24 protein-coding genes and 1 tRNA gene are annotated in these 20638 nt (G+C 49.2%); 9 read left to right on the forward strand and 16 right to left on the reverse strand.

The window, feature by feature from the left end:
* The first annotated feature begins 124 nt into the window (after window positions 1-124).
* Window positions 125-742 carry a tetratricopeptide repeat protein gene (locus tag SIB68_RS11785; protein ID WP_063400774.1) on the forward strand — a complete coding sequence of 206 codons (618 nt, stop codon included), beginning with the start codon at window positions 125-127 and terminating at the stop codon, window positions 740-742.
* 430 nt (window positions 743-1172) lie between these two features.
* Here the strand turns inward: SIB68_RS11785 and SIB68_RS11790 are convergent, their stop codons facing one another.
* The 3 genes from SIB68_RS11790 to purM form a co-directional block, all read right to left on the reverse strand.
* Window positions 1173-1667, reverse strand: coding sequence for a hypothetical protein (locus SIB68_RS11790; RefSeq protein WP_063400773.1), 495 nt, complete (start codon window positions 1665-1667; stop codon window positions 1173-1175).
* Between the two features lie 364 nt (window positions 1668-2031).
* Complete coding sequence (locus SIB68_RS11795; protein ID WP_063400772.1) at window positions 2032-2670, reverse strand: hypothetical protein; 639 nt, start codon at window positions 2668-2670, stop codon at window positions 2032-2034.
* A 170-nt stretch (window positions 2671-2840) separates the two neighbouring features.
* Window positions 2841-3878, reverse strand: a complete 1038-nt coding sequence (purM, locus tag SIB68_RS11800; RefSeq protein ID WP_063400771.1) for a phosphoribosylformylglycinamidine cyclo-ligase — start codon at window positions 3876-3878, stop codon at window positions 2841-2843.
* 318 nt (window positions 3879-4196) lie between these two features.
* Between purM and SIB68_RS11805 the strand changes: the two genes are divergently transcribed.
* Both SIB68_RS11805 and SIB68_RS11810 read left to right on the forward strand, forming a co-directional pair.
* Complete coding sequence (locus tag SIB68_RS11805) at window positions 4197-4796, forward strand: septal ring lytic transglycosylase RlpA family protein (RefSeq protein WP_063400770.1); 600 nt, start codon at window positions 4197-4199, stop codon at window positions 4794-4796.
* Window positions 4793-6346: a bifunctional pantoate--beta-alanine ligase/(d)CMP kinase gene (locus SIB68_RS11810; RefSeq protein ID WP_074160301.1), complete on the forward strand. Its 1554-nt coding sequence runs from the start codon at window positions 4793-4795 to the stop codon at window positions 6344-6346. Before SIB68_RS11805 ends, SIB68_RS11810 begins: the two co-directional genes overlap by 4 nt.
* Here SIB68_RS11810 and SIB68_RS11815 read toward each other — a convergent pair.
* From SIB68_RS11815 to SIB68_RS11840, 6 genes are all read right to left on the reverse strand, one after another.
* Window positions 6336-6809: a low molecular weight protein-tyrosine-phosphatase gene (locus SIB68_RS11815; RefSeq protein WP_063400768.1), complete on the reverse strand. Its 474-nt coding sequence runs from the start codon at window positions 6807-6809 to the stop codon at window positions 6336-6338. The two genes, SIB68_RS11810 and SIB68_RS11815, sit on opposite strands and share 11 nt — an antisense overlap.
* Window positions 6810-7011: 202 nt before the next feature.
* Window positions 7012-7785 (reverse strand): phycoerythrobilin:ferredoxin oxidoreductase, encoded by a 774-nt coding sequence (locus tag SIB68_RS11820; protein ID WP_063400767.1) that lies wholly within the window; start codon window positions 7783-7785, stop codon window positions 7012-7014.
* Window positions 7782-8531 (reverse strand): 15,16-dihydrobiliverdin:ferredoxin oxidoreductase, encoded by a 750-nt coding sequence (locus SIB68_RS11825; RefSeq protein ID WP_063400766.1) that lies wholly within the window; start codon window positions 8529-8531, stop codon window positions 7782-7784. Before SIB68_RS11825 ends, SIB68_RS11820 begins: the two co-directional genes overlap by 4 nt.
* On the reverse strand, window positions 8524-8742 hold the full coding sequence (locus SIB68_RS11830) for a hypothetical protein (RefSeq protein ID WP_063400765.1): 219 nt from the start codon (window positions 8740-8742) through the stop codon (window positions 8524-8526). The genes SIB68_RS11825 and SIB68_RS11830 overlap by 8 nt, the downstream gene beginning before the upstream one ends.
* Window positions 8743-8757: 15 nt before the next feature.
* Entirely contained in the window at window positions 8758-9477 is a 720-nt protein-coding gene (locus tag SIB68_RS11835) for a heme oxygenase (biliverdin-producing) (RefSeq protein ID WP_063400764.1), read from the reverse strand.
* Between the two features lie 112 nt (window positions 9478-9589).
* A complete protein-coding gene (locus SIB68_RS11840) occupies window positions 9590-9796 on the reverse strand; it encodes a hypothetical protein (RefSeq protein WP_041384640.1) in 207 nt (68 codons plus the stop codon).
* Window positions 9797-10275: 479 nt separating this feature from the next.
* Between SIB68_RS11840 and SIB68_RS11845 the strand changes: the two genes are divergently transcribed.
* From SIB68_RS11845 to SIB68_RS11855, 3 genes are all read left to right on the forward strand, one after another.
* A complete protein-coding gene (locus tag SIB68_RS11845) occupies window positions 10276-10821 on the forward strand; it encodes a bleomycin hydrolase (protein WP_063400763.1) in 546 nt (181 codons plus the stop codon).
* Between the two features lie 56 nt (window positions 10822-10877).
* Window positions 10878-11345, forward strand: a complete 468-nt coding sequence (locus SIB68_RS11850; RefSeq protein ID WP_063400762.1) for a bleomycin hydrolase — start codon at window positions 10878-10880, stop codon at window positions 11343-11345.
* A gap of 460 nt (window positions 11346-11805) precedes the next feature.
* Entirely contained in the window at window positions 11806-12150 is a 345-nt protein-coding gene (locus SIB68_RS11855) for a hypothetical protein (protein ID WP_236069060.1), read from the forward strand.
* Window positions 12151-12153: 3 nt separating this feature from the next.
* On the opposite strand, the gene SIB68_RS11860 is transcribed toward SIB68_RS11855, so the two are convergent.
* Entirely contained in the window at window positions 12154-13074 is a 921-nt protein-coding gene (locus SIB68_RS11860; protein WP_063400760.1) for a HEAT repeat domain-containing protein, read from the reverse strand.
* A gap of 786 nt (window positions 13075-13860) precedes the next feature.
* Here SIB68_RS11860 and SIB68_RS11865 point away from each other — a divergent pair.
* Both SIB68_RS11865 and SIB68_RS11870 read left to right on the forward strand, forming a co-directional pair.
* Complete coding sequence (locus SIB68_RS11865) at window positions 13861-14067, forward strand: hypothetical protein (protein WP_155724980.1); 207 nt, start codon at window positions 13861-13863, stop codon at window positions 14065-14067.
* A 793-nt stretch (window positions 14068-14860) separates the two neighbouring features.
* Window positions 14861-16210, forward strand: coding sequence for a HEAT repeat domain-containing protein (locus SIB68_RS11870; RefSeq protein WP_063400759.1), 1350 nt, complete (start codon window positions 14861-14863; stop codon window positions 16208-16210).
* A gap of 316 nt (window positions 16211-16526) precedes the next feature.
* On the opposite strand, the gene SIB68_RS11875 is transcribed toward SIB68_RS11870, so the two are convergent.
* From SIB68_RS11875 to SIB68_RS11885, 3 genes are read right to left on the reverse strand one after another with little or no spacing between them, the layout of a single operon-like run.
* On the reverse strand, window positions 16527-17141 hold the full coding sequence (locus SIB68_RS11875) for a chromophore lyase CpcT/CpeT (protein ID WP_063400758.1): 615 nt from the start codon (window positions 17139-17141) through the stop codon (window positions 16527-16529).
* Between the two features lie 16 nt (window positions 17142-17157).
* The gene (locus SIB68_RS11880; RefSeq protein WP_011131044.1) at window positions 17158-17691 is read right to left on the reverse strand and encodes a phycobiliprotein lyase; all 534 of its coding nucleotides are present in this window, start codon (window positions 17689-17691) and stop codon (window positions 17158-17160) included.
* The gene (locus SIB68_RS11885; protein WP_011826832.1) at window positions 17681-17869 is read right to left on the reverse strand and encodes a hypothetical protein; all 189 of its coding nucleotides are present in this window, start codon (window positions 17867-17869) and stop codon (window positions 17681-17683) included. The genes SIB68_RS11880 and SIB68_RS11885 overlap by 11 nt, the downstream gene beginning before the upstream one ends.
* Before the next feature lie 596 nt (window positions 17870-18465).
* Between SIB68_RS11885 and SIB68_RS11890 the strand changes: the two genes are divergently transcribed.
* Entirely contained in the window at window positions 18466-18726 is a 261-nt protein-coding gene (locus SIB68_RS11890) for a hypothetical protein (RefSeq protein WP_063400756.1), read from the forward strand.
* A gap of 149 nt (window positions 18727-18875) precedes the next feature.
* Here the strand turns inward: SIB68_RS11890 and SIB68_RS11895 are convergent, their stop codons facing one another.
* The 3 genes from SIB68_RS11895 to SIB68_RS11905 form a co-directional block, all read right to left on the reverse strand.
* Entirely contained in the window at window positions 18876-19130 is a 255-nt protein-coding gene (locus SIB68_RS11895; protein WP_063400755.1) for a hypothetical protein, read from the reverse strand.
* A gap of 10 nt (window positions 19131-19140) precedes the next feature.
* Window positions 19141-19213 (reverse strand) — tRNA-Phe (locus SIB68_RS11900).
* A gap of 694 nt (window positions 19214-19907) precedes the next feature.
* Window positions 19908-20570 carry a ComF family protein gene (locus SIB68_RS11905; protein ID WP_063400754.1) on the reverse strand — a complete coding sequence of 221 codons (663 nt, stop codon included), beginning with the start codon at window positions 20568-20570 and terminating at the stop codon, window positions 19908-19910.
* Between the last annotated feature and the right edge of the window lie 68 nt (window positions 20571-20638).

Below are 20638 nucleotides of genomic sequence, written 5' to 3' on the forward strand. Positions count from 1 at the left end.
TGCCCAAAAATTAGTCTCGGGTTTAAGGAGGTCGGTTGGGGGTGTTCTTTTTAATCTTGATGCCAAAAAACTGCTTCCCTCTTGGGAGGGGGGCACCTTTTGTCTAGGGTGAGTCAATAGGAGAATGACCTCGATGCCACGCCGTAATGCAGCCATTGCCGTAGGTGTTGCCACAGCTGCTGTCACTGCTGTTGGCTTGTCGTTCTTTCGGGTAGGAAAACCCCTGGCGATTGTTTCTTCGGCTGTTGTGGGAGTTGCCGCGGTGGCGGCCTCAGCAAGAAGGGAGGGGGAAGAAAATGATGCAAATGCTTATATTAAAAGCGGCAATGCTAAATATGGGATTGGTGATTATCAAGGATCAATTGAAGATTTTAGCAAGGCATTAATCATTGACTCTAAGTATGCTCTTGCATATTATAATCGTGGTAATGCAAAGGATGAACTAGAGGATTACAAAGGTGCGATTGATGATTACAGCAAGGCTTTAGAAATTGACGCCAGGCATGCTGTTGCATACAACAACCGCGGTGTTTCAAATAGGAAATTAGGTGACAATCGAGCGGCAATTGCTGATTACAATAAGGCGCTAGAGATTGATTCTCAACTTGCAGTTGCTTACCTAAATCGTGGAATTTCAAAAGAGAATGATGGTAACCTCACAGGTGCTTGTGCTGATTGGAGAGAGGCATCCGCGCTGGGTGATGAAATCGCTGCTAAGTGGGTGAAAGAGTCATGCCGCTAGATTAGGTTCTTGCTGTCTGCACAATGCAATTTGGGAGCAAGGCTGGTTCACTTTTGGCTGATCAATCTTGAAGCTTTCTAAGCCTTTGCTTTGCAAAATTGCATGGATCCTCTTTCCTCACGCCCTCTTGTAAAATGAAGTTGTTAATTCAGGATTAGTGCAGATTGAATTAACCCGTTCTAGAGGCCTAATGCTCTTCTGTTTGCTGAGGTTCTGCTGAGCTATCTTAAGCGCTTTCTTTACTGCTTAGAAAGGATCATTGCTGTTCTCTGACTGCTAAAGGGGCAAACCTTTCCCTTCACTAAAGCCACAACGAGCAGGATTTTGCCCTGGGTCTTCTTGTGGTGCGCAGGATAGACAAGCTTGCAGGTAGGTTCGCTAGCCAGTTATATGGATCCTCTCCTTGAAGTTGCTCGCTCTTGCTGGTCTCTCACAGTTGGGCTTCTCCGGTAAGGATCTCTCCACTCATGGCCCTTGCCCTGCAGCGGAGTTTTTTCAAAGAGAGCTCACAATCACCCTTTACCGGCCAGGCTTGAGGCAGTCCTTCTGCAACCCCTCGCCCATCAAACTTGCTTTCTGCCACGCTGCTCACCGTGGCTGTCCACCTTTTCTCGTTCAGGGTGCAGCTGCCTGATTTACAGCGTAATGGGATGCTCTCATCCGGTGCGTTGGCGACAAAGGTGAGATGACGGCTGGATCCGTGTACTACGCCTCGGCCGATGAAGCGTACCCCGGTCACTGTCGCTGTCTTGCGATCCATCTGAACAACATGGCAAGTCTGCAGAGAGCCGCTCCCCAATCTGTATTTACATTTGCTAGCAATCGTTTCAAAGCGACCAATAGCGTGGCGTGGATCGGCGATCGAACTTGTTCCAGCAACCATGGACAGGCTGATCAGTAAGAGGGGAACAATCGGAGTGCGCATCTAGTTAATAGTCGCTATCAGCGACACACATTCCCAGACAACGTATGCCATTGATTGCGGTTCGCCGACAGTGTTTGCAAAGGACATCCCCCTCCTCAGGGGTGTCAACCGCTTTTGCCTCCTTTCCCTTTAGAGGTTTTCTGGAGTGACATGGATCGGATGATTTGCCGGTTCTCGTCATGGTCGCGAGGATGGCGATTTGATTCGATTTTGTGATCATGCCCCTTCAGATGGGAGCGCTGGTGAAACAGGAGTGGGCACAAGTATCTCAACCTTGACGTTGCAATTTCTAGAGTCTTTCGATTAGCTCGGTTGGCAGTACTTAGCCAGGTGACGGCAATCCATTTGGAGTCATGAACCCCTATCAGGCGCTGGTTGAGCTGGGAAGATTTGGATCAGGTGTCACCACGACCGGAAGAGTGGTTGCAGTAGAGCGGATGGGGACCACCTTGACGGGTGCCTCTGGAGCAATGTCGGAATCCAGTTCCTTCAGTTCGCAGGCTGCTAAAGCTTCTTGAAGCAGTGAATCAAAAGTTGCTCCAGGCAAGCGGTGGCGTGAGATCTCGAGGAAAGTGCGAGGCAGAGATTCCGCTGCCGCCCTTCGTAGGGCTGGATTGCTGAGGCGATGTTCTTGCTCACCTTGGATGGCTCGGATGAAGCGACGAGTCACATCTCGTTTGGTGGATGCCTTGATGACGGTGTCGCTATCACCGAAACCGTTGTGTGCTTCGCGTTCGAGATCGCTGATGCGACGCTCCAGGCTTTCAAGAACTTCCTCAGCTTCTTTGCAGATGTGTACCAGTTGCCCGTCAGAGAGATTGGGGAGGTCTGCCACATAAACCTTGCCGTGGTCCCTCAGGGCTAAAAAGGTTGGCCTCGGACCCTGACCTTGACGGTGGGGGGCGTTGCGATCGTCGTAATCACTATTGATTTGCCGTCGTGGAGGCACAGGTCCTGCTGAGCTACGGCGACGCGTTATGCGCTGGGGGCTATCAAAGGGCATTGGATTTAAGTTAGATCTGACGACGCTGTTGCCGAAATATTCTCTCGGCTGGGATAGGTAAATATTACTTGAGGACGTGCCTGAAGATCGGCTCGAGAATAGCCTCGTACAAGTCGGTTGTAATTAGTTAGAGAGATATTGCGACTCCAGAGCCCTTGCGATGCCATGCTTCAGCTCGGTAACCCTCGTAATCTCTCCCCGGTTGAGGGAGAGGCAGTTTCGACTTGACCAATAGGCCAAGCTTGAAGAGCTTGTTCGTTGCAAACCTGCAGGACATCACTTACTGCTTCTTCTGAGACCACTAGGCAGAAACCCACTCCAAGATTGAATGTGTGCCAGAGGTCATGCTCTGGAATCTGGCCAGCATCTTGGAGCCATTGAAAAAGTTCTGGTCTGGTCCAGCTGCTTGGATCTATGACGGTAACTAATTCTTTTGGACAACATCGGGGAAGATTCTCTGGTAGGCCTCCACCGGTGATATGTGCCATGCCGTGGAGTGGAACTTTTGCTTCTAGGAGGTTTTTTACCAGCTGGCCGTAAAGGGTGGTAGGGGTTAGCAGGGTCTCGATTAGAGGTTTGTTGTCGCATCCGAATCGAGTGTTCTTATTGGCCTCAGTAAGGGTCAGCACTTTGCGCACCAAGCTGAACCCGTTGCTATGAACGCCACTGCTGGCCACACCGATAATCTGATCTCCAGGCTTGATCTTGCGACCGTCAATCATCTCGTCTTCTTCTACCACTGCTACGCAAAAGCCTGCTAGGTCGTAGCAACCTGGGTCATAAAACCCAGGCATCTCGGCGGTTTCTCCTCCTAGTAGGGCGCAGCCGCTGCTGCGACATCCCTCTGCGATTCCCTCCACAACTTGTGCCATGGCCTCTGGACTGAGGGTTCCTGTGGCGATGTAGTCGAGGAAAAAGAGGGGTTCAGCGCCACTGGTGATGACGTCGTTGACACACATTCCAACCAGGTCCAGCCCTACTCCGTAGTGGGCTTGATGTTGCTGCGCTAGTTCGAGCTTGGTGCCGACCCCATCAGTTCCTGCGACAAGCAGAGGCTTGTTTAGCCCTGCGGGGAGGCGTATCAAGCCTCCAAACCCTCCCAGACCACCGATCACCTCTGGGCGGTGGGTGGCTTCGACGCTAGATCTGATTCGTTCGATGAATGCCCTACCTGCTTGGACGTCAACGCCCGCGGTCTTGTAGTCCATGGTTTCGACTGGCCCTCTCTAGATCCTCCTCTGCCGCCCTCCATTCAGCCAATGTGATGATTGTCCTGTCTTGGATTAGCGGGGCCTCTAGATGGCATCAGTTTGACTGATCAGGGTGGCATGGCTCTGGCCCTTGCAAGTCCAGTGAGGATCTGTTATTCAGCTGGTTAAAGTTGCATCAATCTGACGAGGAGGTGTTGTTCGAGCTCTCCTACAGAGAGGATGTAATTCGTACGGTTTAGGGAAGTTTGGTTGGTTGAAGGACGTATTCCTGATGGGGATGATTTTTTCTCCTCATTCAAGTGTCGTCTGCTAGTAATGAAATCTTCCGTTTCGCTTCTTGTTCTTGCTGGTGTTTGCTCCAGCAGTGCTGCACTATTACCAGCCTTTGCTCTTGATCTTGACCTCGACAAAAAGGTCACCAGGGAACAGGTAAAGAAAGCCCTACTTGAACGAATCTCGCTTCTTGCGACTCCTTTGTCTGCCAATCAAGGCAGCTCAGATCAAGGCAGCGCTGATGTCGCTACTGGTTTAACTGTTGATTCAGTTGTTGAGACACCACAAGAGTTGTCAATTGTTCCAGTTGCCAAGCTCAACCGACCTGTCAAGCCAACTCCCAGTGTTGTTCAAGTGAGCACTGGTGAAGCAAGCTGGTACGGCCCGGGCTTCTTCGGAAACCGAACTGCCAGTGGTGAAGTTTTTAGGCCAGGCACAATGACAGCTGCTCATCGCAGCTTGCCTTTTGGTACCAAGGTAAGGGTGACCAACCTTTGGAATGATCGTTCTGCTGTTGTGACAATCAACGATCGCGGCCCTTTTATCGCACATCGCGTCATCGATCTTGCTCATGGTGCTGCCCATGAGCTTGGTTTGATATCGAGTGGTATTGCCCAAGTGCGTCTTGAGGTGCTGCGCTGAGTTTTTCTGTTCTCAGTTCAACGGCTGAGTTGCAGCGATGGCGTAAGCATCAGCAGTCTTCGGTTCATTTCGTACCCACCATGGGCGCTTTGCACCGCGGTCATGGCCTGCTGATCAAGTCAGCTCAAGGATTTGGCAGCCTTCAACCAGCCGCTGTGTTGGTGAGTGTTTTCGTGAATCCTTTGCAGTTTGGCCCTGCTGAGGATTTCGATAGTTATCCTCGTGATCTTGAGGCCGACTGTGAGTTGGCATCAAGATCAGGTGCCTCTGCACTCTGGGCTCCTTCAGTTGATCAGGTTTTTCCTGGGGGGGCTTCTTCCCAGTTCAGGATTCAGGTTCCTTCTCATCTTCAGGCACATTTGTGTGGGGCGAGTAGGCCCGGTCACTTTGATGGTGTGGTCACGGTGGTGGCTCGCCTTTTGGCTCTAGTTCGGCCAGAGGTGCTTGTGCTTGGCGAAAAGGATTGGCAGCAATTGGTGATCCTGCGCCATTTGGTTACCCAGTTGGGTTTGCCGGTGCGGGTGCATGGGGTCGCCACGGTGCGGGATGAAGATGGCCTGGCTTGTAGTTCCCGTAATCGTTACCTCATGACTCAACATCGCCAGCAGGCGTTGGCCTTGCCTCAGCTACTTGCTCGAGCTGCTCGGGAGTCTCAGGAGGATGGACGAGCAGTTGATCTTGATGGGCTCCGGACCGCATGGGAGCAACTTGGTTTGGAGGTTGAGTATGTAGAAACGGTAGATGCCTTTAACCTGCAGCCTTTGCATGCTGGCCGCAAGCTTTGCCTTCTGGCGGCGGCCGTGCGTTGCGGGGAGACTCGTCTCATCGATCACACTTTTCTGATGTCTCGTCAGCCAATTGTTGCTATAGACGGACCTGCCGGTGCTGGTAAGAGCACCGTGACACGAGCCTTTGCTGAACGGCTTGGCCTGCTCTACCTCGATACGGGGGCCATGTATCGGGCTGTCACTTGGTTGACCCAGCAACATGATGTTGATCCGCAAGACCCTATGGCAGTCAAAACCATCCTTGAGAATCTTGAGCTTGAGCTTGAGCCATCTCAATCAGGAGCACAGACGGTTCGGATTAATGGTCACGACGTAACAGAGGCGATCAGATCGCCGGAAGTGACCTCCTCGGTTTCAGTGGTTGCTTCTCAAGGCTGTGTTCGTAAGGCTTTGACGGCTCAGCAACAGAGGATGGGTTTACGAGGAGGTTTGGTTGCTGAAGGACGAGACATTGGTACGGCCGTTTTCCCGGATGCCGAGTTGAAGGTGTTCCTTACCGCCAGCCCGGCGGAACGTGCCAGGCGTCGCGCTCTGGATCTGGACAATCGTGGTTTCCCGGTTCCTGACCTAGCTGCGTTGGAAACACAAATCGAGGAACGTGATCGCATGGATAGCACCCGCGAGGTTGCTCCTTTGCGGCAAGCTGAAGATGCCACTGAGTTAATCAGTGACGGCATGTCGATTGAGGAGGTGGTTCAGGTCCTGATGGATTTGTTTCGCGTGCAGGTCCCCGAGGAGGTTTGGCCTACACCTAGGGGCTGAGTGCAATCAGTAGGCCTTCACAGGCGTCTTCAAGCAGATCGAGAACTTTTTCGAAGCCTGCATCTCCTCCGTAATAAGGGTCTGGGACCTCTTCAAGTGATGTTTTGGTGGCATAGCTGAGCATGGGCTCGATCCTGGCAGTTGCCATAGGGCCGACTTCAGTGGCCAGGCTCTGAACAGTCGCCAAATTATCTGCGTCCATGGTCAGGATTAGATCAAAAGTCTGCAGATCCTCCAGGGTGATTTGTCTCGCTCGGCTGGGTAGAAGGATCCCTCGCTGCTTGGCAGCACTACGCATGCGCGAATCCGCTGGCCTGCCAACGTGCCATCCACCGGTGCCGGCGGAATCCACCACGAAGTGCTTCTCCATGTCTTGGCTTTTTAGTTGATGCAGGAAAACCCCTTCTGCAGCTGGGGAGCGACAGATGTTGCCGAGGCAAACGAACAGCAGCCGATGATTCATTCAGACTCCAAGCGTTGCGGGATGAGCGTGATTCGCTTTGCATACCACTGAGGCATCTTTGATTGCACTTGCAAGGGGTCTTTAAGTCTATTGATGGGTTGCCTTAGCTCATTTTTGTTGAGTTGAAATCAACAATGCACAAAAGAATCTCGTTTTCCAATGAGTTGATATGAGACTTTGTAAGGTCTTGATCAGAGCGCTCTTAGAGGTCAAAAAGAACGTTATGGATATAAGACTCGGTCCATTGGTGACCATGGAAGCGGGCCAACATGGCTCTTGCTGGATCTTTTTTCGCTCTGTAGCTCAAGTATCGCTTCTGACCTTCCAGCAGCTTGAAGGCACGTTGAGGGGATACCTCCTCTGCTATTTCGACAAGATCTAAGTAAAGGTTTAGGTAGTCTCTAAATGCCGGCATGATGACTTCATCGATCAGCTGGTTCCCTTCATTGCCTAGGTGTAGGCGAGTCCAGAGAAATCCTGGGGAAAAGTAAGGTTTAGCTTCTTCTGGTATCGGCCCTCCCTCAGGGAGGCGAACTCTCCATTGTTCAAAGATTGGCATCAGTCGTTCCCAGACTTGTTTGGTATGGCGTTCGTCACTTGTTATTGCTGGCTGTAAGTCCAGTGCTAAAAGGTGCCCAGATGGAAGTGTTACTAAGTCTGCACCGAAGAACGGAAGATCGAAGGTGTGATAAGGGTTTATCACGAAATTCAAGACCGAGGCTGAACTGCCGGCCTCCACGCACGCGGCTCGCACCTGTCTGAACTTTTTGGTTCTGCAAGCCCAGGTGCATGTTGTCACCTTGATGGGTTGAGATTTGGAGCCTGTTTTCCCTTCTCTTTGCAGGAACTCTGGAGCCACTGGGTATGGCTCAGGCTTCAGTGGTATTAAAGCGTTGATGGCATGGCTGAGGAACGGCGCCCATCGCCATTCGGGCATCCTGACTGGATCAAGGCTGCTTAGGCGTAAGGATGTCATCGAGGTGGGTCATAGTCTGCGTCTGCCGGCGGAGATGAATCCGGTTTAGTGCTGGCAGGAAATAGGAATTCGTGTAGGAAGCGATCAGACCATGCCTTGCCGAAATGACTCGTAAACAAGCCGTGGGCTGGATCCCGCTCAGCGCTGTAAATGTCATAAGCGATCTGTAGTTGTTTGACTTCGGCCGCCGGTATTAGGGAGGCCTTATCGCTGTTTTGTTGGTGCAGCTCCCAGTAACAGTGCAGGAAAGCGTTGAACGCTTCAGGTAAGGAGTTGGTGGCTTTTTCGGCGCCGCCTCTGCAGAACAGTAACCAGGGGGAGAAGTATTGATTGGGATCGAACAATCGCATTGTCTCCTCTCCACTCAGTTCAGGGAAACGATTTTGGAGGGCTTTGAGTCCTTGGAAGTGGCGCTCTAAGTAGGAGTGATCTTGAATGAGTGGTTGGAAGTCAAGGATCGCTACTAGCTTTTGTCTCTTCCCAAACCACAACAAGTCCAATCCCATTAATGGCTGATCAATGTTGTAGTTCGGATAGGCCACTGAGTTGAGGACCTGAAGGCTTTCCCCTGCATCGAGTCGCGAGACCCTCCAGCGACGGAACCCTGGTACCTGCCAGAGCCAACTTCGAATCAAGCTGTTTTTTTTCTCGTTTCGACATTCCCTAAGACCATCAGGAACTGCTGCAGTTTCTCCGCCTTGAATTCGGATGCTGGAGTGCAGTTTCTCAAGTAATGGGTCAAACATCTAAATGTGACCCCTCACTTCTTTGGGCTGAGTTGAAGATTTTCTCAAGATCAGTGGCTTGATGCTTCATGGCATGTTTGATGAATAGGCCAATCACATACCAAGATCGTTCGATCTCCAGAGTGGTCTTATAGGGACTGGTGATCGCAAGCATTTCATCCTCAGCCAGGTTGAAAGTGTTGACCAGTTGAAGGTGTTGATTCTCCGTCAACCTTTTGCTTTCCTCTTAGGCCACAGCATCCTCAGTGCTGCCGCCTCGTTGACGGCTCGTGAGGAATCCAAATAGGACCTTCCCAATTGCAGCCACTAGGTTGCCTTCCAACTCCTTGAACATGGCCATATTGCAGTGAAAGGCCATATTTGCCTCCTCGACCATGCGCTCGGCGGTCTGCTGATTGATCGGCAGGCTATCAAGGGTGGCGGTGTACAGAGTCTTGAACGCTTTGGTGTCTTCAATCTCATCAAAGATATAAAAACGCACGCCGTCATTGCCCCCTAGCTTCATGGCCTTCTGGGCGATGGTCTTGAGAATCTGACCGCCTGAAAGGTCCCCGAGATAGCGGGTGTAGTGATGAGCCACCAGCAACTCAGGCGACTCCTGAGCCAACTTGTGAATACGGGCCACATACTCCTCAGCAGCCAGCGTCGCCTTGGCCAGATTGCGCCAGTCGCTGCCGAAATAAAAAATCAAATCTTGTTCTAAGGCCTCGCAGCGATTGAGCTCGGGGAAGCCAACAGGTGCCACCACCGGATGCTTTTGCTCACGCAGCTTGCCGATTTCTGCTTCCAATGCGGAGTAGACGAAATAGAGATCAGCCACCAGCATGCGATAACTGGACTGATCAACCACACCTTTAAGGAAACAGCTCACGAAACCAGTGTTTTCGGCCATCGTGTGGGCGGCCTTGGTGCCTTCTCTAAGTTGGCTCGCAAGGGCTACAGCCAAGGTGCTTGAAGTCGGATGTCTTGATTGACCCTAGGAGGCTAAATGGCAGTTTCAGTAAGACCTTAAAAGAAGGATTCGCACTTGAACAGGATGCAACGGCAATGAGGCTGAATTAATTCTGATCACGCTGCGCGACGAGCTCAGTGAGAATCAAGTCGATTCGCTGCAATTCGGTATGTTCGGCTAATGAGGCGTCGATCTTTTTTTGAGGCATCCTTAGCTTTTGCCCAATCGAGATAATTTCATTTCGTAATCGCTTGCGATAGGCGTTGAGATCCCCAATGGTCTCCTGTAGCTCTTCTCGTGTGGCTTCAGGCATTGGTTTTAATAACTCATCTTTAAGCCTACACTTGATTATTTAAGCATCATTTCAAGCAAGAGAACCCCTTTAGAGGAGGTCAACATCGAGCCTTTCGAGCAATGATCAACGCAACTCAATGAAGCCTTGCATGGCTTGCTTCTGCTCTGGCTGGCTTGGAGTCTGTTGGAGTTCCGAAGCCCAAAAGTTTGATCAAGCAGTGTTTCTTGGCTGCGTGGATGCTTCAGTGACGAACCGTTGCGTGATTGCTTGCTGATTGGCTGTGTTTCGGTATATAGGCTTACGATTGCGTTCGTCTTCAGCCCAATCAAGGGGGGCAAAACCCATTAGCGCAAAGGTCTTGCCGCTTTAATGCAGGCTTCTTAAGGCGTCACCCGCATTAAGAGGTTTATATGCAAGTGGTAATGTCCATCTAGCTTTTGGAGTCTTCCCTTTATGGTTCAGAAGCTCCCTAACCCCCAGTCCTGTCCGGCTTGCCAATGCTTGACGCATTCTCTCGCGCTGTAGTTGGTGCTGATGCCAAAGGGGCTTGCCTCGGCAGTGCCGATTTGGCTTCTCTTCGTCAGCACGTTGCGGATGCCAACATTCGAATCGATGCAACCAATGCAATCGCGCAACACATTTCTTGTATTGCAGCGGATGCAGTGAGCGGCATGGTTTGCGAGAACACAGGCATGACCCAGCCTGGGGGTAACTGCTATCCCACTCGCCGCATGGCTGCTTGCTTGCGCGATGGAGAGATCATCCTCCGCTATGTCAGTTACGCCCTCTTGGCAGGGGATGCATCTGTTCTGGATGACCGTTGCCTCAATGGTCTCAAAGAGACCTACGACGCTCTGGGCGTGCCTATTAAGAACGCAGTTCGTGCTGTTGAGATCATGAAGGCCGCTACTGTCGCGATCATTACGGATACAAATTCTGGCCCCTCTGCTTTCCAGGGCATCTCTGGTAAGAGTTCTGACTGCCAGGGCATTGCTGCAGAAGCTGCTTCCTATTTTGATCGTGTGATCAGCTCCCTGAGCTGAATCATTCGTAATCTTCTTCAAGTTACCTATCACACTTCCATAAAAGGAATCACACGATGAAATCTGCTGTCACAACAGTGATCACTGCAGCAGATGCAGCAGGTCGTTTCCCTGATATAAGTGACCTTAAAGCTGTCAAGGCATCCTTCGATCGTGCGGTTCCCCGTATGGAAGCTGCTGAGAAGCTGGCTTCTGGCATAGACAATGTGACTGCTGATGCACTTAAAGCTGTTTACAGCGATGGTAAGTATGACCTTGCAACTAGGGACAAGTGTGCAAGAGACATCAACCATTACTTGCGCCTTATTAACTATTGCTTGATAGCAGGTAGCACTGGTCCTCTTGATGAGTGGGGTATTGCCGGTGTTCGAGAAGTGTTTCGCAAACTCGGTATCCCTACTTCTGCCTACATCGAGGCCTTTAGCTACATCCGTGAGCGTGTATGTGTTCCTCGTGATATGGATCAGCAAGCTGCCAACGAGTTTAAGGACCTTCTTAACTACCTGATTAATGCTCTCTCCTGAACCTCAATGCCTTTAGGCGGCTACCTCTCAAGGTCTGCGCAGCTTGTTTTTTAGCTTGGTTGGCCTTGTCTGTAAAAGCATTGGGAATCTATTTGATTTAAAGATCTCCACCAAGCTCTTCTGAATTCCTCTTATCGCTAGTGACTTGAGATGTGCTAAGCCTACATACATGAGCAAGGATGAAAACTGTAAGCCTGATCTTGAGGATTTATTTGATGACTTTGCTCATCCAAATCCACAAATCAAAGAAGAAGCTTATTTGAAAATGTCTCGCCACTGGCCTGAGGAGTCAATGCCTAGGCTGCTGGCCAATCTGGATCAGACGGATATTGAACTTAGAAGAGCATCTGTAAAAGCCCTTGGTGCATTTGGTAGACGCTCCTTGCTCCCTTTGGCGCAGATATTTCATGCCAATGAGAATAGAATAGTTCGCACAAGTTGTCTCAAGGCTTTTGTGCAAGTGGCAGCTAAGTTCCCTGGTGAAGCCTTCCCAAAAGAGGCCATGGAGGTTGTCGAATTGGCTCTACAGGATGATATCCCTGAGTTGATACTTACAGTAGTTCCGCTTCTATCTCTTCTCGGCAAGCAGGGGCTTCCGCTTCTGCTACAGAGTTGCAAAAGTAAGAATATCTTGTTGGCTGCTATTGCAGTAACTGCTCTTGGGGAAGTTGATGATCCTGCAGCTGAAGCTTGCTTGAAAGAGCTTCAGGCGGACGATTTAATTGATGATTTGTTGGGAGGGAGCGTGATTGATGCTCTCAATACATTGGAGCAACGTAATGCAGGCAAGCCCAGTACTCAATAATGACTAGCGTTCATCATTATGTTTCTTTAGATCTTCGTGCGAAAGCTGATCAATTGCGAGCTGCAAAACCCTATTGACGCTTTTATCTTGTTCTGCAGACTTTCTTGCAAGCAGTTCATTGAGGGTTTCCGTTGCCTTCAGTTTCATTAGAGACAAGGCTGCATTCTTTCGGACTTGAGGGTGTAAATCATCGAGCCTGGCCAATAACATTGGCTGTGCCCAGGATGGTTCGTGTAGCTTGCCAAGCAATATGGTTGCTTCAGCACGCACATCGCTGGCAGGGTCAACCAAAGCTTCTAGGAGAAGCTCTCGAGCATCTGTATCACCCAAGGCTTGTATTTGCTCTCCCAGGCCGGCGATGGCTGCCGCTCTAATTTCTGCATGGTCGGATTGGGCTGCATTGCGAAGAGCATCAGGTGCTTGAGCTCCCACAAAGGCCAGCCCCCAGCTAGCGAATCCACATTGCATTGCTGTGCTGTTGGGATTCATGAGGACCTCTAGCAGGAGCTCTACTGCATCGGCACCAAAAATCGCCATAGCTCCTGCCGCTGATCCCTGAACGACAGGGTCTGGATCGTTGAGAAGGGCCTCGAGGAGATTTGGCAAGGTGCTTGGATCGCCAACCAGTTTGAGGGTCTTTGCGGCGGCGCGCCTCACCGTGGCACTGGAATGCTTGTGTAGGGCCACACAAAGTGCTGGCACCGCAGCCTTGCCTACGACGCCGAGACTTTCTGCAAAGGTACGTCGAAGCAATCCTCGATGATCGCCAAGACCAGACACCATGCGCTGAATCTGCTCTGCATCGGCTTTCGGTGTGTCTCCACGTCTGAGCAGAGCCTTTAACTCATCGGCCAGTTCAGCGGCTTCGTCTTCATTCAGCAACGACTCGTCAGTATTGATGCTGAAGGGGTGCTCCTGTGTCAATGTTGTCGACTTGAGAATGCATGCATTATCGATGTGAGCAAGGTAATCACTAGAGTCGAGAGATCAACGGATCCACTGTTTTAACGGTTAAGGCCCTTATGCAAGCCTGCCTGATAGAAGGTTAAGGGGATAACAATGAGACCATGATGCCGTTTGTGAATTGTGCAGGATTTTGGCTGTAATTAGAAATTGTGCCTTCATTCTTTTGGAATTGCACTAGTAAGGATCCTGACCAAAGGCTTTGCTGCGTTTTTTTAGCCTTGAAGTTAGTTAAACCCTTTGCCATCCTGATTGCCTTTGGAAGGTCAGCTGCTATGAATTTGTTTAAGGGATGGTCAGAGCTATTGCTATAGTTATTGGACCTTGAAAGGATCCTGGGACTGTGTTTGCTTTGTTTGATAAGCAGTTAAGTTTGGCTGTGCTGGAGATTGTAGACTCCAACAGCTTGATAATTGCTATTAGCTAGAACAGCCTCAGGATGTTGATAGAAGCTATAAAAATGGTCTTTCATGTCATTGATCTGAAGCCATTAGAGGTTCTCTTTTTTGGGGTGATTGATTTGTCGATATAATAGTGGTCAGTAAAGCGACGATAAGCTGTTCAGTGAAGCTTGATTATTCAGAGTCGAACTTGATTATTGAGGTACTCCAGCCCTCTTGTTGGATTGTTGAAAGTTGGTTTTGTTTTTAAGGCTATTACCAATGCTTGCGCAAGTCTCGACTCCTTTCCAGATTGTATATCAGTCAATGTACTAAGAGTTTTAGCGCTGCGCTCTATTTCCATAGAATGGAATCCCTTGCTTATTCCCACAGCTTTTCTATCTCAAAACATGTTTTATTGTTGATCAATATGACTCATATGGATGAATCAAAAGCTACAGGTTGTAGTACGGAAGCAGGAATAGCTTTTTGGGTTGAGGTTGAGCTACGTGAACTATTTATAAGTGAGCTCAATTGGGCGGGCAATAGCGCGGTATTCTCATTAAGTCAATGATGGTAGATTTCTTTGCCGACAAGTAATGGATGAGTCGATGATACTTTGCGGCTTAAATTGGCACATGGATTTCCTGCTATCCTGGCTTTGAACCTAATGTTTTGCTCTTTAGCTGACGCTTCTTTTAGTGGCTATTTGTGGAGTTCTGGCCATTCTTTGTTGTTTTCTGCTTTGTCGTATTAGCTGCAAGAGATAGAAGTAAATTTTTCTGGCTGAATAAGTCAATCATTGTTGAAGCTATCGTTCTAGTGGAAACAGAAGCTCCTGCCCCTGAACAGCTGGTAAGATCAACTCATGAATTCACCTATGCATTGTATTATTATTTCCCCAACTCTTTAATGAAAGCATCTTCGCTCGAAGCATCTATCACATTGAGCTTACTGAAATCTGGCTAGTGTTTTCTATGTTGAATTGGGGCAGATATTTTACTGGCCTGTAAATTGTAAAGAGTCATTCCGTAGTCAACACTGAGGCTATTTGCTATGGGAGAGAATGATTGATTGAGAGGTTTTTGAGGGTCTTGGCAAGATGATAAGGATCAATTTGGCTATTAGATCTTTCAATGAGTGTTGCCTCTGTTGACCCTCTAACTCAGATCAGTTGTAGCGATACTTTGCTTTTCCAGCTTCTTCCAGGAGGCATGCCTCTAACGTGAGATCGGCCCCTTTTGCAAAACAGCAGAGTTCAAGGTCGCCTACTACTTCTTAAAAGATGACTGAGATAGGAATGCAGTGTTCCAGAGTAATGGCTTGGTTAACCTTTCTGCCTTGTTCCTCGTTCATATTCTGATCTAGTGAAAGAGCTGAAGAGCCCATTCGATCATCTTCCATCTCTCAGCCAGGAAGAGGCACTCAAGATTCTTTGTACGCCTATCAATAAGTTGGAGTTGGCCAGTGATTACTACAAGGCAGCCTTTCACCTAAGCAAATTCCCTGGACCCTTGACAGAAGAGGCCTTGTTGCGCCTGGTTGAGTCAGAGTCCTCTGAGTTGCCTGTTGTGATTGCCCGTAAAAAGGCCGTTGAGGGCTTGGCTCGTCTTGGTTGTACAGCTGCAATTCCTGCCATTGGTCGCTGCCTCACAAGCACTGATCCAAATTTGGTTGAGATTTCCGCTTGGGCCCTTCAAGAGTTGGATTGTCAGGACCCTGATCTACATCAACTCATGATGTCTTTGCTAGATGATCCCAAGCAGCATCGGCGTGTGTTGATTCAGAGCCTGGCTTGCCTTGGGGTGGTTTCAGCGGCACCAAGAATTGAGTCTTTGCAGGATGATGCCAAACCTGGGGTTCGTGGTGCTGCTCTTGCTGCAGTGTTTAGGCTTTGCGGCAAAAGAGATCGATTGCTTGAGCTGGAGTTGCATCTGGCCCTTCCTGTTCAGATGGATCGGTATCTTGCAATTCAGGATGTTATCGATGCAGGTGAATTTGATTTACTTAAGGCTACTTTAAGGGCACCTGTATCTCCGACCTTTCGCATGCGGGCCTTGAATGCTCTTTGGCCTGAAGAGGTGGTAAAGAAGAATGGCCTTGATTTGCTGGTCATTTTGGATGGGCTGATGCTTGATGACCCAGATGATCTTGATCTCGTGCATCATTATGATGAATCCCCTAAAGATGCCTTCCTGATTGAGGAACTATTCGGAACTGATTTCAGTCGCTGTTATCTGGCTCTTCAGACCTTGCGTAGTCGCAATCCAACAGAGCTTTGGCCTTTGTTGTTGAAATGCTGGGAACGAGCAAAGAAGGATTATGGTGCGCTCTATTTCTTTATGGTTCTTTTTAGATGTATGACCGATTGGCCGGAAACAGCACAACAGAAAATTCAGGATTTCTGCTTCTCTGCACTTGATCGGCGTTGGCCTGATTTTATTAAATTCAAGCCAGCTTCCATCCTTACGCTGATGCAATATAGCCCCGAGATTGGTTGTTCCTATTTGTCTCAATGGCTGAACCCAGAGAAGTCTCCTTACTGGGCCTGTCGATATGCAGCATTATTGGCTATTGAGCCTTTGCTTCATGTAGAAAAATGGGGCGCATTGGTAGAGAATGTGGCTAGAAATAAGGAGGACCCACATCGCTTTGTTCGAGCTAAGGTTAACAGTCTTGAGATGAATCGTATCGGGGTTTCTCCTCCTGTAAGGTAAGGGTATCCTTCTTTGCTGATTCGCCTTGATCGTGAATCTTGGATAGTAGTATTGATTATAGATTTAGTGCTTTATTTATTATTGTTTTACTGGTCAACTATCAAGATATTGAGCCTATTAATTCCTTCATGCTTTTATCTCTAAGTGTTCGAGAGGCCCTGGCTTTTGCAAGGTAAAAACGGCAATGGCTTAGTGGGCCTGGAACGCAGGATGTGAGTGCATGGGACAGTTAATAGATGCATTGAACTGTCATGGCATTTCTCCCTCTTGTTATTTCAGTCTTACGACATATCACTAGTTTCTTTGATGTGTTAATTCAGTGTGAGGCAGAGCGCAACCAGCTTTCGTTAAGATGATCGCCTAGATTGACAATACGTTGGAAGTGAAGTGGACCGTGCTTTGAGCCCCAGAGCTGCTCATGTGTTTTTGGGTCAAATCCGCGATCTCGACTAATCCAAATTTTTTCATCAAACTTCACCTCGCTGACCAGATAAGTCATGGTGTTGTTGCGAGGAACTAGGCAGTTGTTACCAGGTTCAACTTGTCCTTGATATTGGTTTGGTTTGACTTCCTTGAAGTGCATAGAGCAGCCCCGTCGCGGAAGGAGCGTATCAGCGCATAGGTGATTGAGAAGGTCAGGGTAAAACCCCGCGCCAGCCATGCGCTTAGGCTCTTGCAAACTATAATTCTCCAATATGAATGCTTCTTTGCTTGCTAGTAATTTATGCACGCCCTGACGATAAGGACGCCATGGATCATAGTCATAACTTTGCTCTGAATAATATCCAGGCCCTTGAAATACATCCCATAATAGTGGCCTAAAGTAGATATTGATTCTGGCAAAGTGGATTGGATCTTTCTGAGCTTGCTCCTTGTTGCTGTAGTGCGCAGCTAATGTTTTGGCGAAACGTAGTAATGAACTCTGACGCATCTTTTTTGTTGATCCTTTAGTTTTTTAGCCTGCGCACTTCCGAGGCAAAAGATGTTTGCAGGACGCCTGAGCCTTCTGATGTTCGTAGAACTGATGATCGGCACCGAATGTGTTTGGAAACAAACCAGATTCTCTCCTCAGCAATAGATTGCCCATATTTGGTTATCAGCAGGAAAGTCCCGTCTGATAGGAATTCATAATTTGAGACAGCTTTTTCAGCTTCTGCATAGCCCCTACTTCTTAAGATCACCCCTTTCTCATGGGTTTTTGGGATAGGTATTAAAAGGCATGAGCCCGATGTGACCTCTGACTTTACATTTGGCTCCCAGTCACTTTCAGCTTGCCATTCCATTTTGAACGGCGATACGGGCATGCTGTTGTGACTTGTCGTGGACTTGAGGAGTTGGATAACTTCCGGATCTTCGCTATTGACCTTTTGGATGCGAATCTCGCTCAGTACTTCCTCAAATTGTTGGAAGGCTAGTGAATGGCTACTTCGCATTGACCGCCATGTACCTTCACATTGAGCAACGAACTGCTCAATGTTCATCAAGAGATTCGTTTGAGTCTTCGTTTTTAACACTTGGCTGATTGCCACTGGCTTTTTGAATCATGCGTACCATGGAGTCAACCATCATCGACATCGCCATGGGAATTTCTTTCCCTGAGGGGGTTAGGGCAGATTGATCACCCGGTTGTTCACTTGAAGGGGGGCGAAACAGAGGCATGGGAAAAGTCGGTGATGGAAAGTTCAGTTTGTCGCCCTGTCGACAGCTCAATGGTTTGCAGGGAAATCATCTCCCTTTGGCCATGATAAACAAGCAAGAGGTGTCTTCCTGTGAGCTGGAAGCCAAAATCATTAATTGTTTTCAGTTTGCATGGCTTCATGATTTTTTGGGCTTGGATATAAGCTCATCAACCTATAGATTCATCCTTGTCAGTCGCTAGCAGGCAAGAGGAGAAGAGCAATCAGGAGTCCCTTAGGTATAAATACTGGCGAGTTGCCTGGTTCGATTTCGCTGCCGGGCCATTGACCCAGGCGATTGCCCTAACTAAAACAAGCTCTATCTAATCTCTGGAAAATTACTCCACCAGTCAATCGCTTCTTGCTTCACCTGCTCAAGCTTGTCTTGGTCTCGCAGTAGAAATTGGAGAAGAGTCATGAAACCAACTTTGCCTCGTTGAAGCTTCTGAGATGGACAGGCAGAGTGGCACCAATACCATCGGCAAGATTCTTGCTGGGAGGAAATAACTGATGACGGTCAGTGAAAACAAGGCCTCTTTTGAAAAGTTGCTTAGTAAGCAACTGCATGGTTTTAGTCAGTTGAGTGAGGCCTTAATTTTGAGGCTGATTCAGCTTGAAGAAAGGGTCGCGATACTTGAGAGTAGTCAATTTTTGAAAGATGATGGCTGCCATGAAGCCACTAAGAAGCTCCTTGTTGATAGTGAGGAGCGCGTGAGGCACCTACAGGGGCTTTTAGACGTTGACCCAGACCGATGCACCTCGTTCAACCTCGCTTACGCTATTTCATCAGAAGGGCAGACCCTTCAAGAGGTTAAGCCTGAGAATAGCGAATCAGACTAAACCTTTAATTTGAAGACAGAAGATTTCCAGACAGAGGGGAATGTCGATCAGTGTCTTGAGAATGGGGATGGGACTTTTGACGATGATGTTGGCGATACTCAATGCGTGGAGGATGCGCAAACAAATCTGCTTTTAGCCTGATCTATGTTTTAGATCAGATCAAGAAGTCGGATGCGAAATTGAGCCACTTCTTTGGCAATGGATGGAGATCCCAATAGAAATGGGTGGTCCTTGATCGTGTCTAGGACTAGATTTAGTTTAGTCTCCTGACTAAGTTTATTTCCCTCTTTTGTAGACTGATAGTTCTTCCAGGCCTCATCAAATATCATCGCAAAATTGTCTGCATTATTGAACAGGCGGTCGCTCTTTTCGTTGGGCGGAGAGAAAGACACGGCAATGGGCATCTTAAATTGATGCCAGGACCCAGATTTGAACTGGGGACACGGCGATTTTCAGTCGCCTGCTCTACCAACTGAGCTATCCCGGCTAGTCGCCTTCGCGACCTCGGAATCTTAAATCACTGGGTGAGGCAAAGCCTTGCCAGGGTGGTGATGAAATCATTGCCTTAGGCGCTGGGTCAGCAACCTTGCGAGGCGCAAACCCAATCGCGTCTTGGCGGCGATGATCATGATGCTTCAGGGGGCAGTCCAAAGCTCATCAGTAGATCAGCAGTGGCGTTGTCGTTCCTGCGTTGATGGTGAGCTTGTTTTTTGCCATCAAAGCCTTCTGCCTGATCGATCGCTCTAGTCTTTGCGGTGATGAGCTGCGCACTGTGATTCAGGCGTTTTAGCTCGCAGTTCTTTCCATCTTCGAGTAGCAGAAAACCGACTTACACCCTCCCTTCTATGACTTGATGCTCGGGGGGCTGGGGGCAGTCTGTTGGACAAAGTGCTATCAGCCTGCATGTTTCCTCCTGGTTGGCCCATCTGGCTAGAGGAATTCTCATGCTTACTCAGGCTGCCGGTTTGGCTCGGTGTCGTGTTCGAGCAGTTGATCTTGTCGTCTGTTGGCTTTCTGCATTCCCTGCCCTATGCGCTTTTCAATTGAAGGTAAAGGCCATGCCCTCTTGTTATCTATGACGGCGTTTGCGCTTTTGACTCGTGGCCTAATTCTTGATCATGCATCTTTTCGGCTAAAGCTAAACATTGCCTCTGGACTGGCAGTCGCCCTGTTGGCCAGACTCACCCATTGCTAATGGTTTTGGGGTTGTATTTGCTCTTTTGTTTTGGGGTTTTTGCCAGGCAGATCGCACCACCTACAGTAATGCCAAGATTCTTCAAGCAATTTCTGGCTGCCAGAGCTGTGGCACCAGTGGTGAGGATGTCATCAACAATCCAAACCCGATGAAAGGACCAGTCAGTTGCGTTGTTGCTAAGACCTGGCACCGCTTCGAATGAATGAATTTGATTTCGCTGGCGTAGCTGTCTGTCGAGATGGTGTTGTCCCACGGTTGCATGGCGGCGGCGTAAGAGGCCATGGCAGGGACGGCATAAGCCACTGGCCAGAAGTTGGGGTACAGGATTTGCTCGGCTTAGGCTTTTCCAGCTCGGAATCGGGACCAGCACAGCGTTGATGGGGACGAGCGGGGTCAGCAGTTTTGCTAAGGCGTGGATCGCTGAGAGCTTCCGATTGCGACGCAGATTCAACAACAGCCGGCGGAGATGACCTTCGTACCAACCCAGCGCCCGCCAGTTCAGGGGACTGAAGCCTTTTAAGCCATCGGCTGGTAGATCGAGTTTCATGCAACAGTTCAGGCAAGGCTTGGAACACTCGGCCTCTGAGGTAATCGCTGCCCGGCAGATGGGGCACTGGGGTTGCATGAGCAGGGCATGACCTGCTCGCATCAGGGATGAAAGCAATGCAGTTCAGCTTCTGAAGCAAGGATTCCCCTCGTTCTTTTGGCAGGGTTCCC

It is taken from the genome of Prochlorococcus sp. MIT 1323 (assembly GCF_047304905.1).
Taxonomy (GTDB): Bacteria; Cyanobacteriota; Cyanobacteriia; order PCC-6307; family Cyanobiaceae; genus Prochlorococcus; species Prochlorococcus marinus_D.

Coding starts and splice junctions, on each gene's coding strand:
- SIB68_RS11790 (WP_063400773.1), bottom strand. CDS start 1,667: ATGCGCACTCCGATTGTTCCCCTCTTACTGATCAGCCTGTCCATGGTT.
- SIB68_RS11805 (WP_063400770.1), top strand. CDS start 4,197: ATGAAATCTTCCGTTTCGCTTCTTGTTCTTGCTGGTGTTTGCTCCAGC.
- SIB68_RS11885 (WP_011826832.1), bottom strand. CDS start 17,869: ATGCCTCTGTTTCGCCCCCCTTCAAGTGAACAACCGGGTGATCAATCT.
- SIB68_RS11880 (WP_011131044.1), bottom strand. CDS start 17,691: ATGAACATTGAGCAGTTCGTTGCTCAATGTGAAGGTACATGGCGGTCA.
- SIB68_RS11785 (WP_063400774.1), top strand. CDS start 125: ATGACCTCGATGCCACGCCGTAATGCAGCCATTGCCGTAGGTGTTGCC.
- SIB68_RS11820 (WP_063400767.1), bottom strand. CDS start 7,785: ATGACATCCTTACGCCTAAGCAGCCTTGATCCAGTCAGGATGCCCGAA.
- SIB68_RS11850 (WP_063400762.1), top strand. CDS start 10,878: ATGAAATCTGCTGTCACAACAGTGATCACTGCAGCAGATGCAGCAGGT.
- SIB68_RS11905 (WP_063400754.1), bottom strand. CDS start 20,570: ATGCGAGCAGGTCATGCCCTGCTCATGCAACCCCAGTGCCCCATCTGC.
- SIB68_RS11815 (WP_063400768.1), bottom strand. CDS start 6,809: ATGAATCATCGGCTGCTGTTCGTTTGCCTCGGCAACATCTGTCGCTCC.
- SIB68_RS11825 (WP_063400766.1), bottom strand. CDS start 8,531: ATGTTTGACCCATTACTTGAGAAACTGCACTCCAGCATCCGAATTCAA.
- SIB68_RS11795 (WP_063400772.1), bottom strand. CDS start 2,670: ATGCCCTTTGATAGCCCCCAGCGCATAACGCGTCGCCGTAGCTCAGCA.
- SIB68_RS11845 (WP_063400763.1), top strand. CDS start 10,276: ATGCTTGACGCATTCTCTCGCGCTGTAGTTGGTGCTGATGCCAAAGGG.
- SIB68_RS11875 (WP_063400758.1), bottom strand. CDS start 17,141: ATGCGTCAGAGTTCATTACTACGTTTCGCCAAAACATTAGCTGCGCAC.
- SIB68_RS11895 (WP_063400755.1), bottom strand. CDS start 19,130: ATGCCCATTGCCGTGTCTTTCTCTCCGCCCAACGAAAAGAGCGACCGC.
- purM (WP_063400771.1), bottom strand. CDS start 3,878: ATGGACTACAAGACCGCGGGCGTTGACGTCCAAGCAGGTAGGGCATTC.
- SIB68_RS11865 (WP_155724980.1), top strand. CDS start 13,861: ATGGAATCCCTTGCTTATTCCCACAGCTTTTCTATCTCAAAACATGTT.
- SIB68_RS11840 (WP_041384640.1), bottom strand. CDS start 9,796: ATGCCTGAAGCCACACGAGAAGAGCTACAGGAGACCATTGGGGATCTC.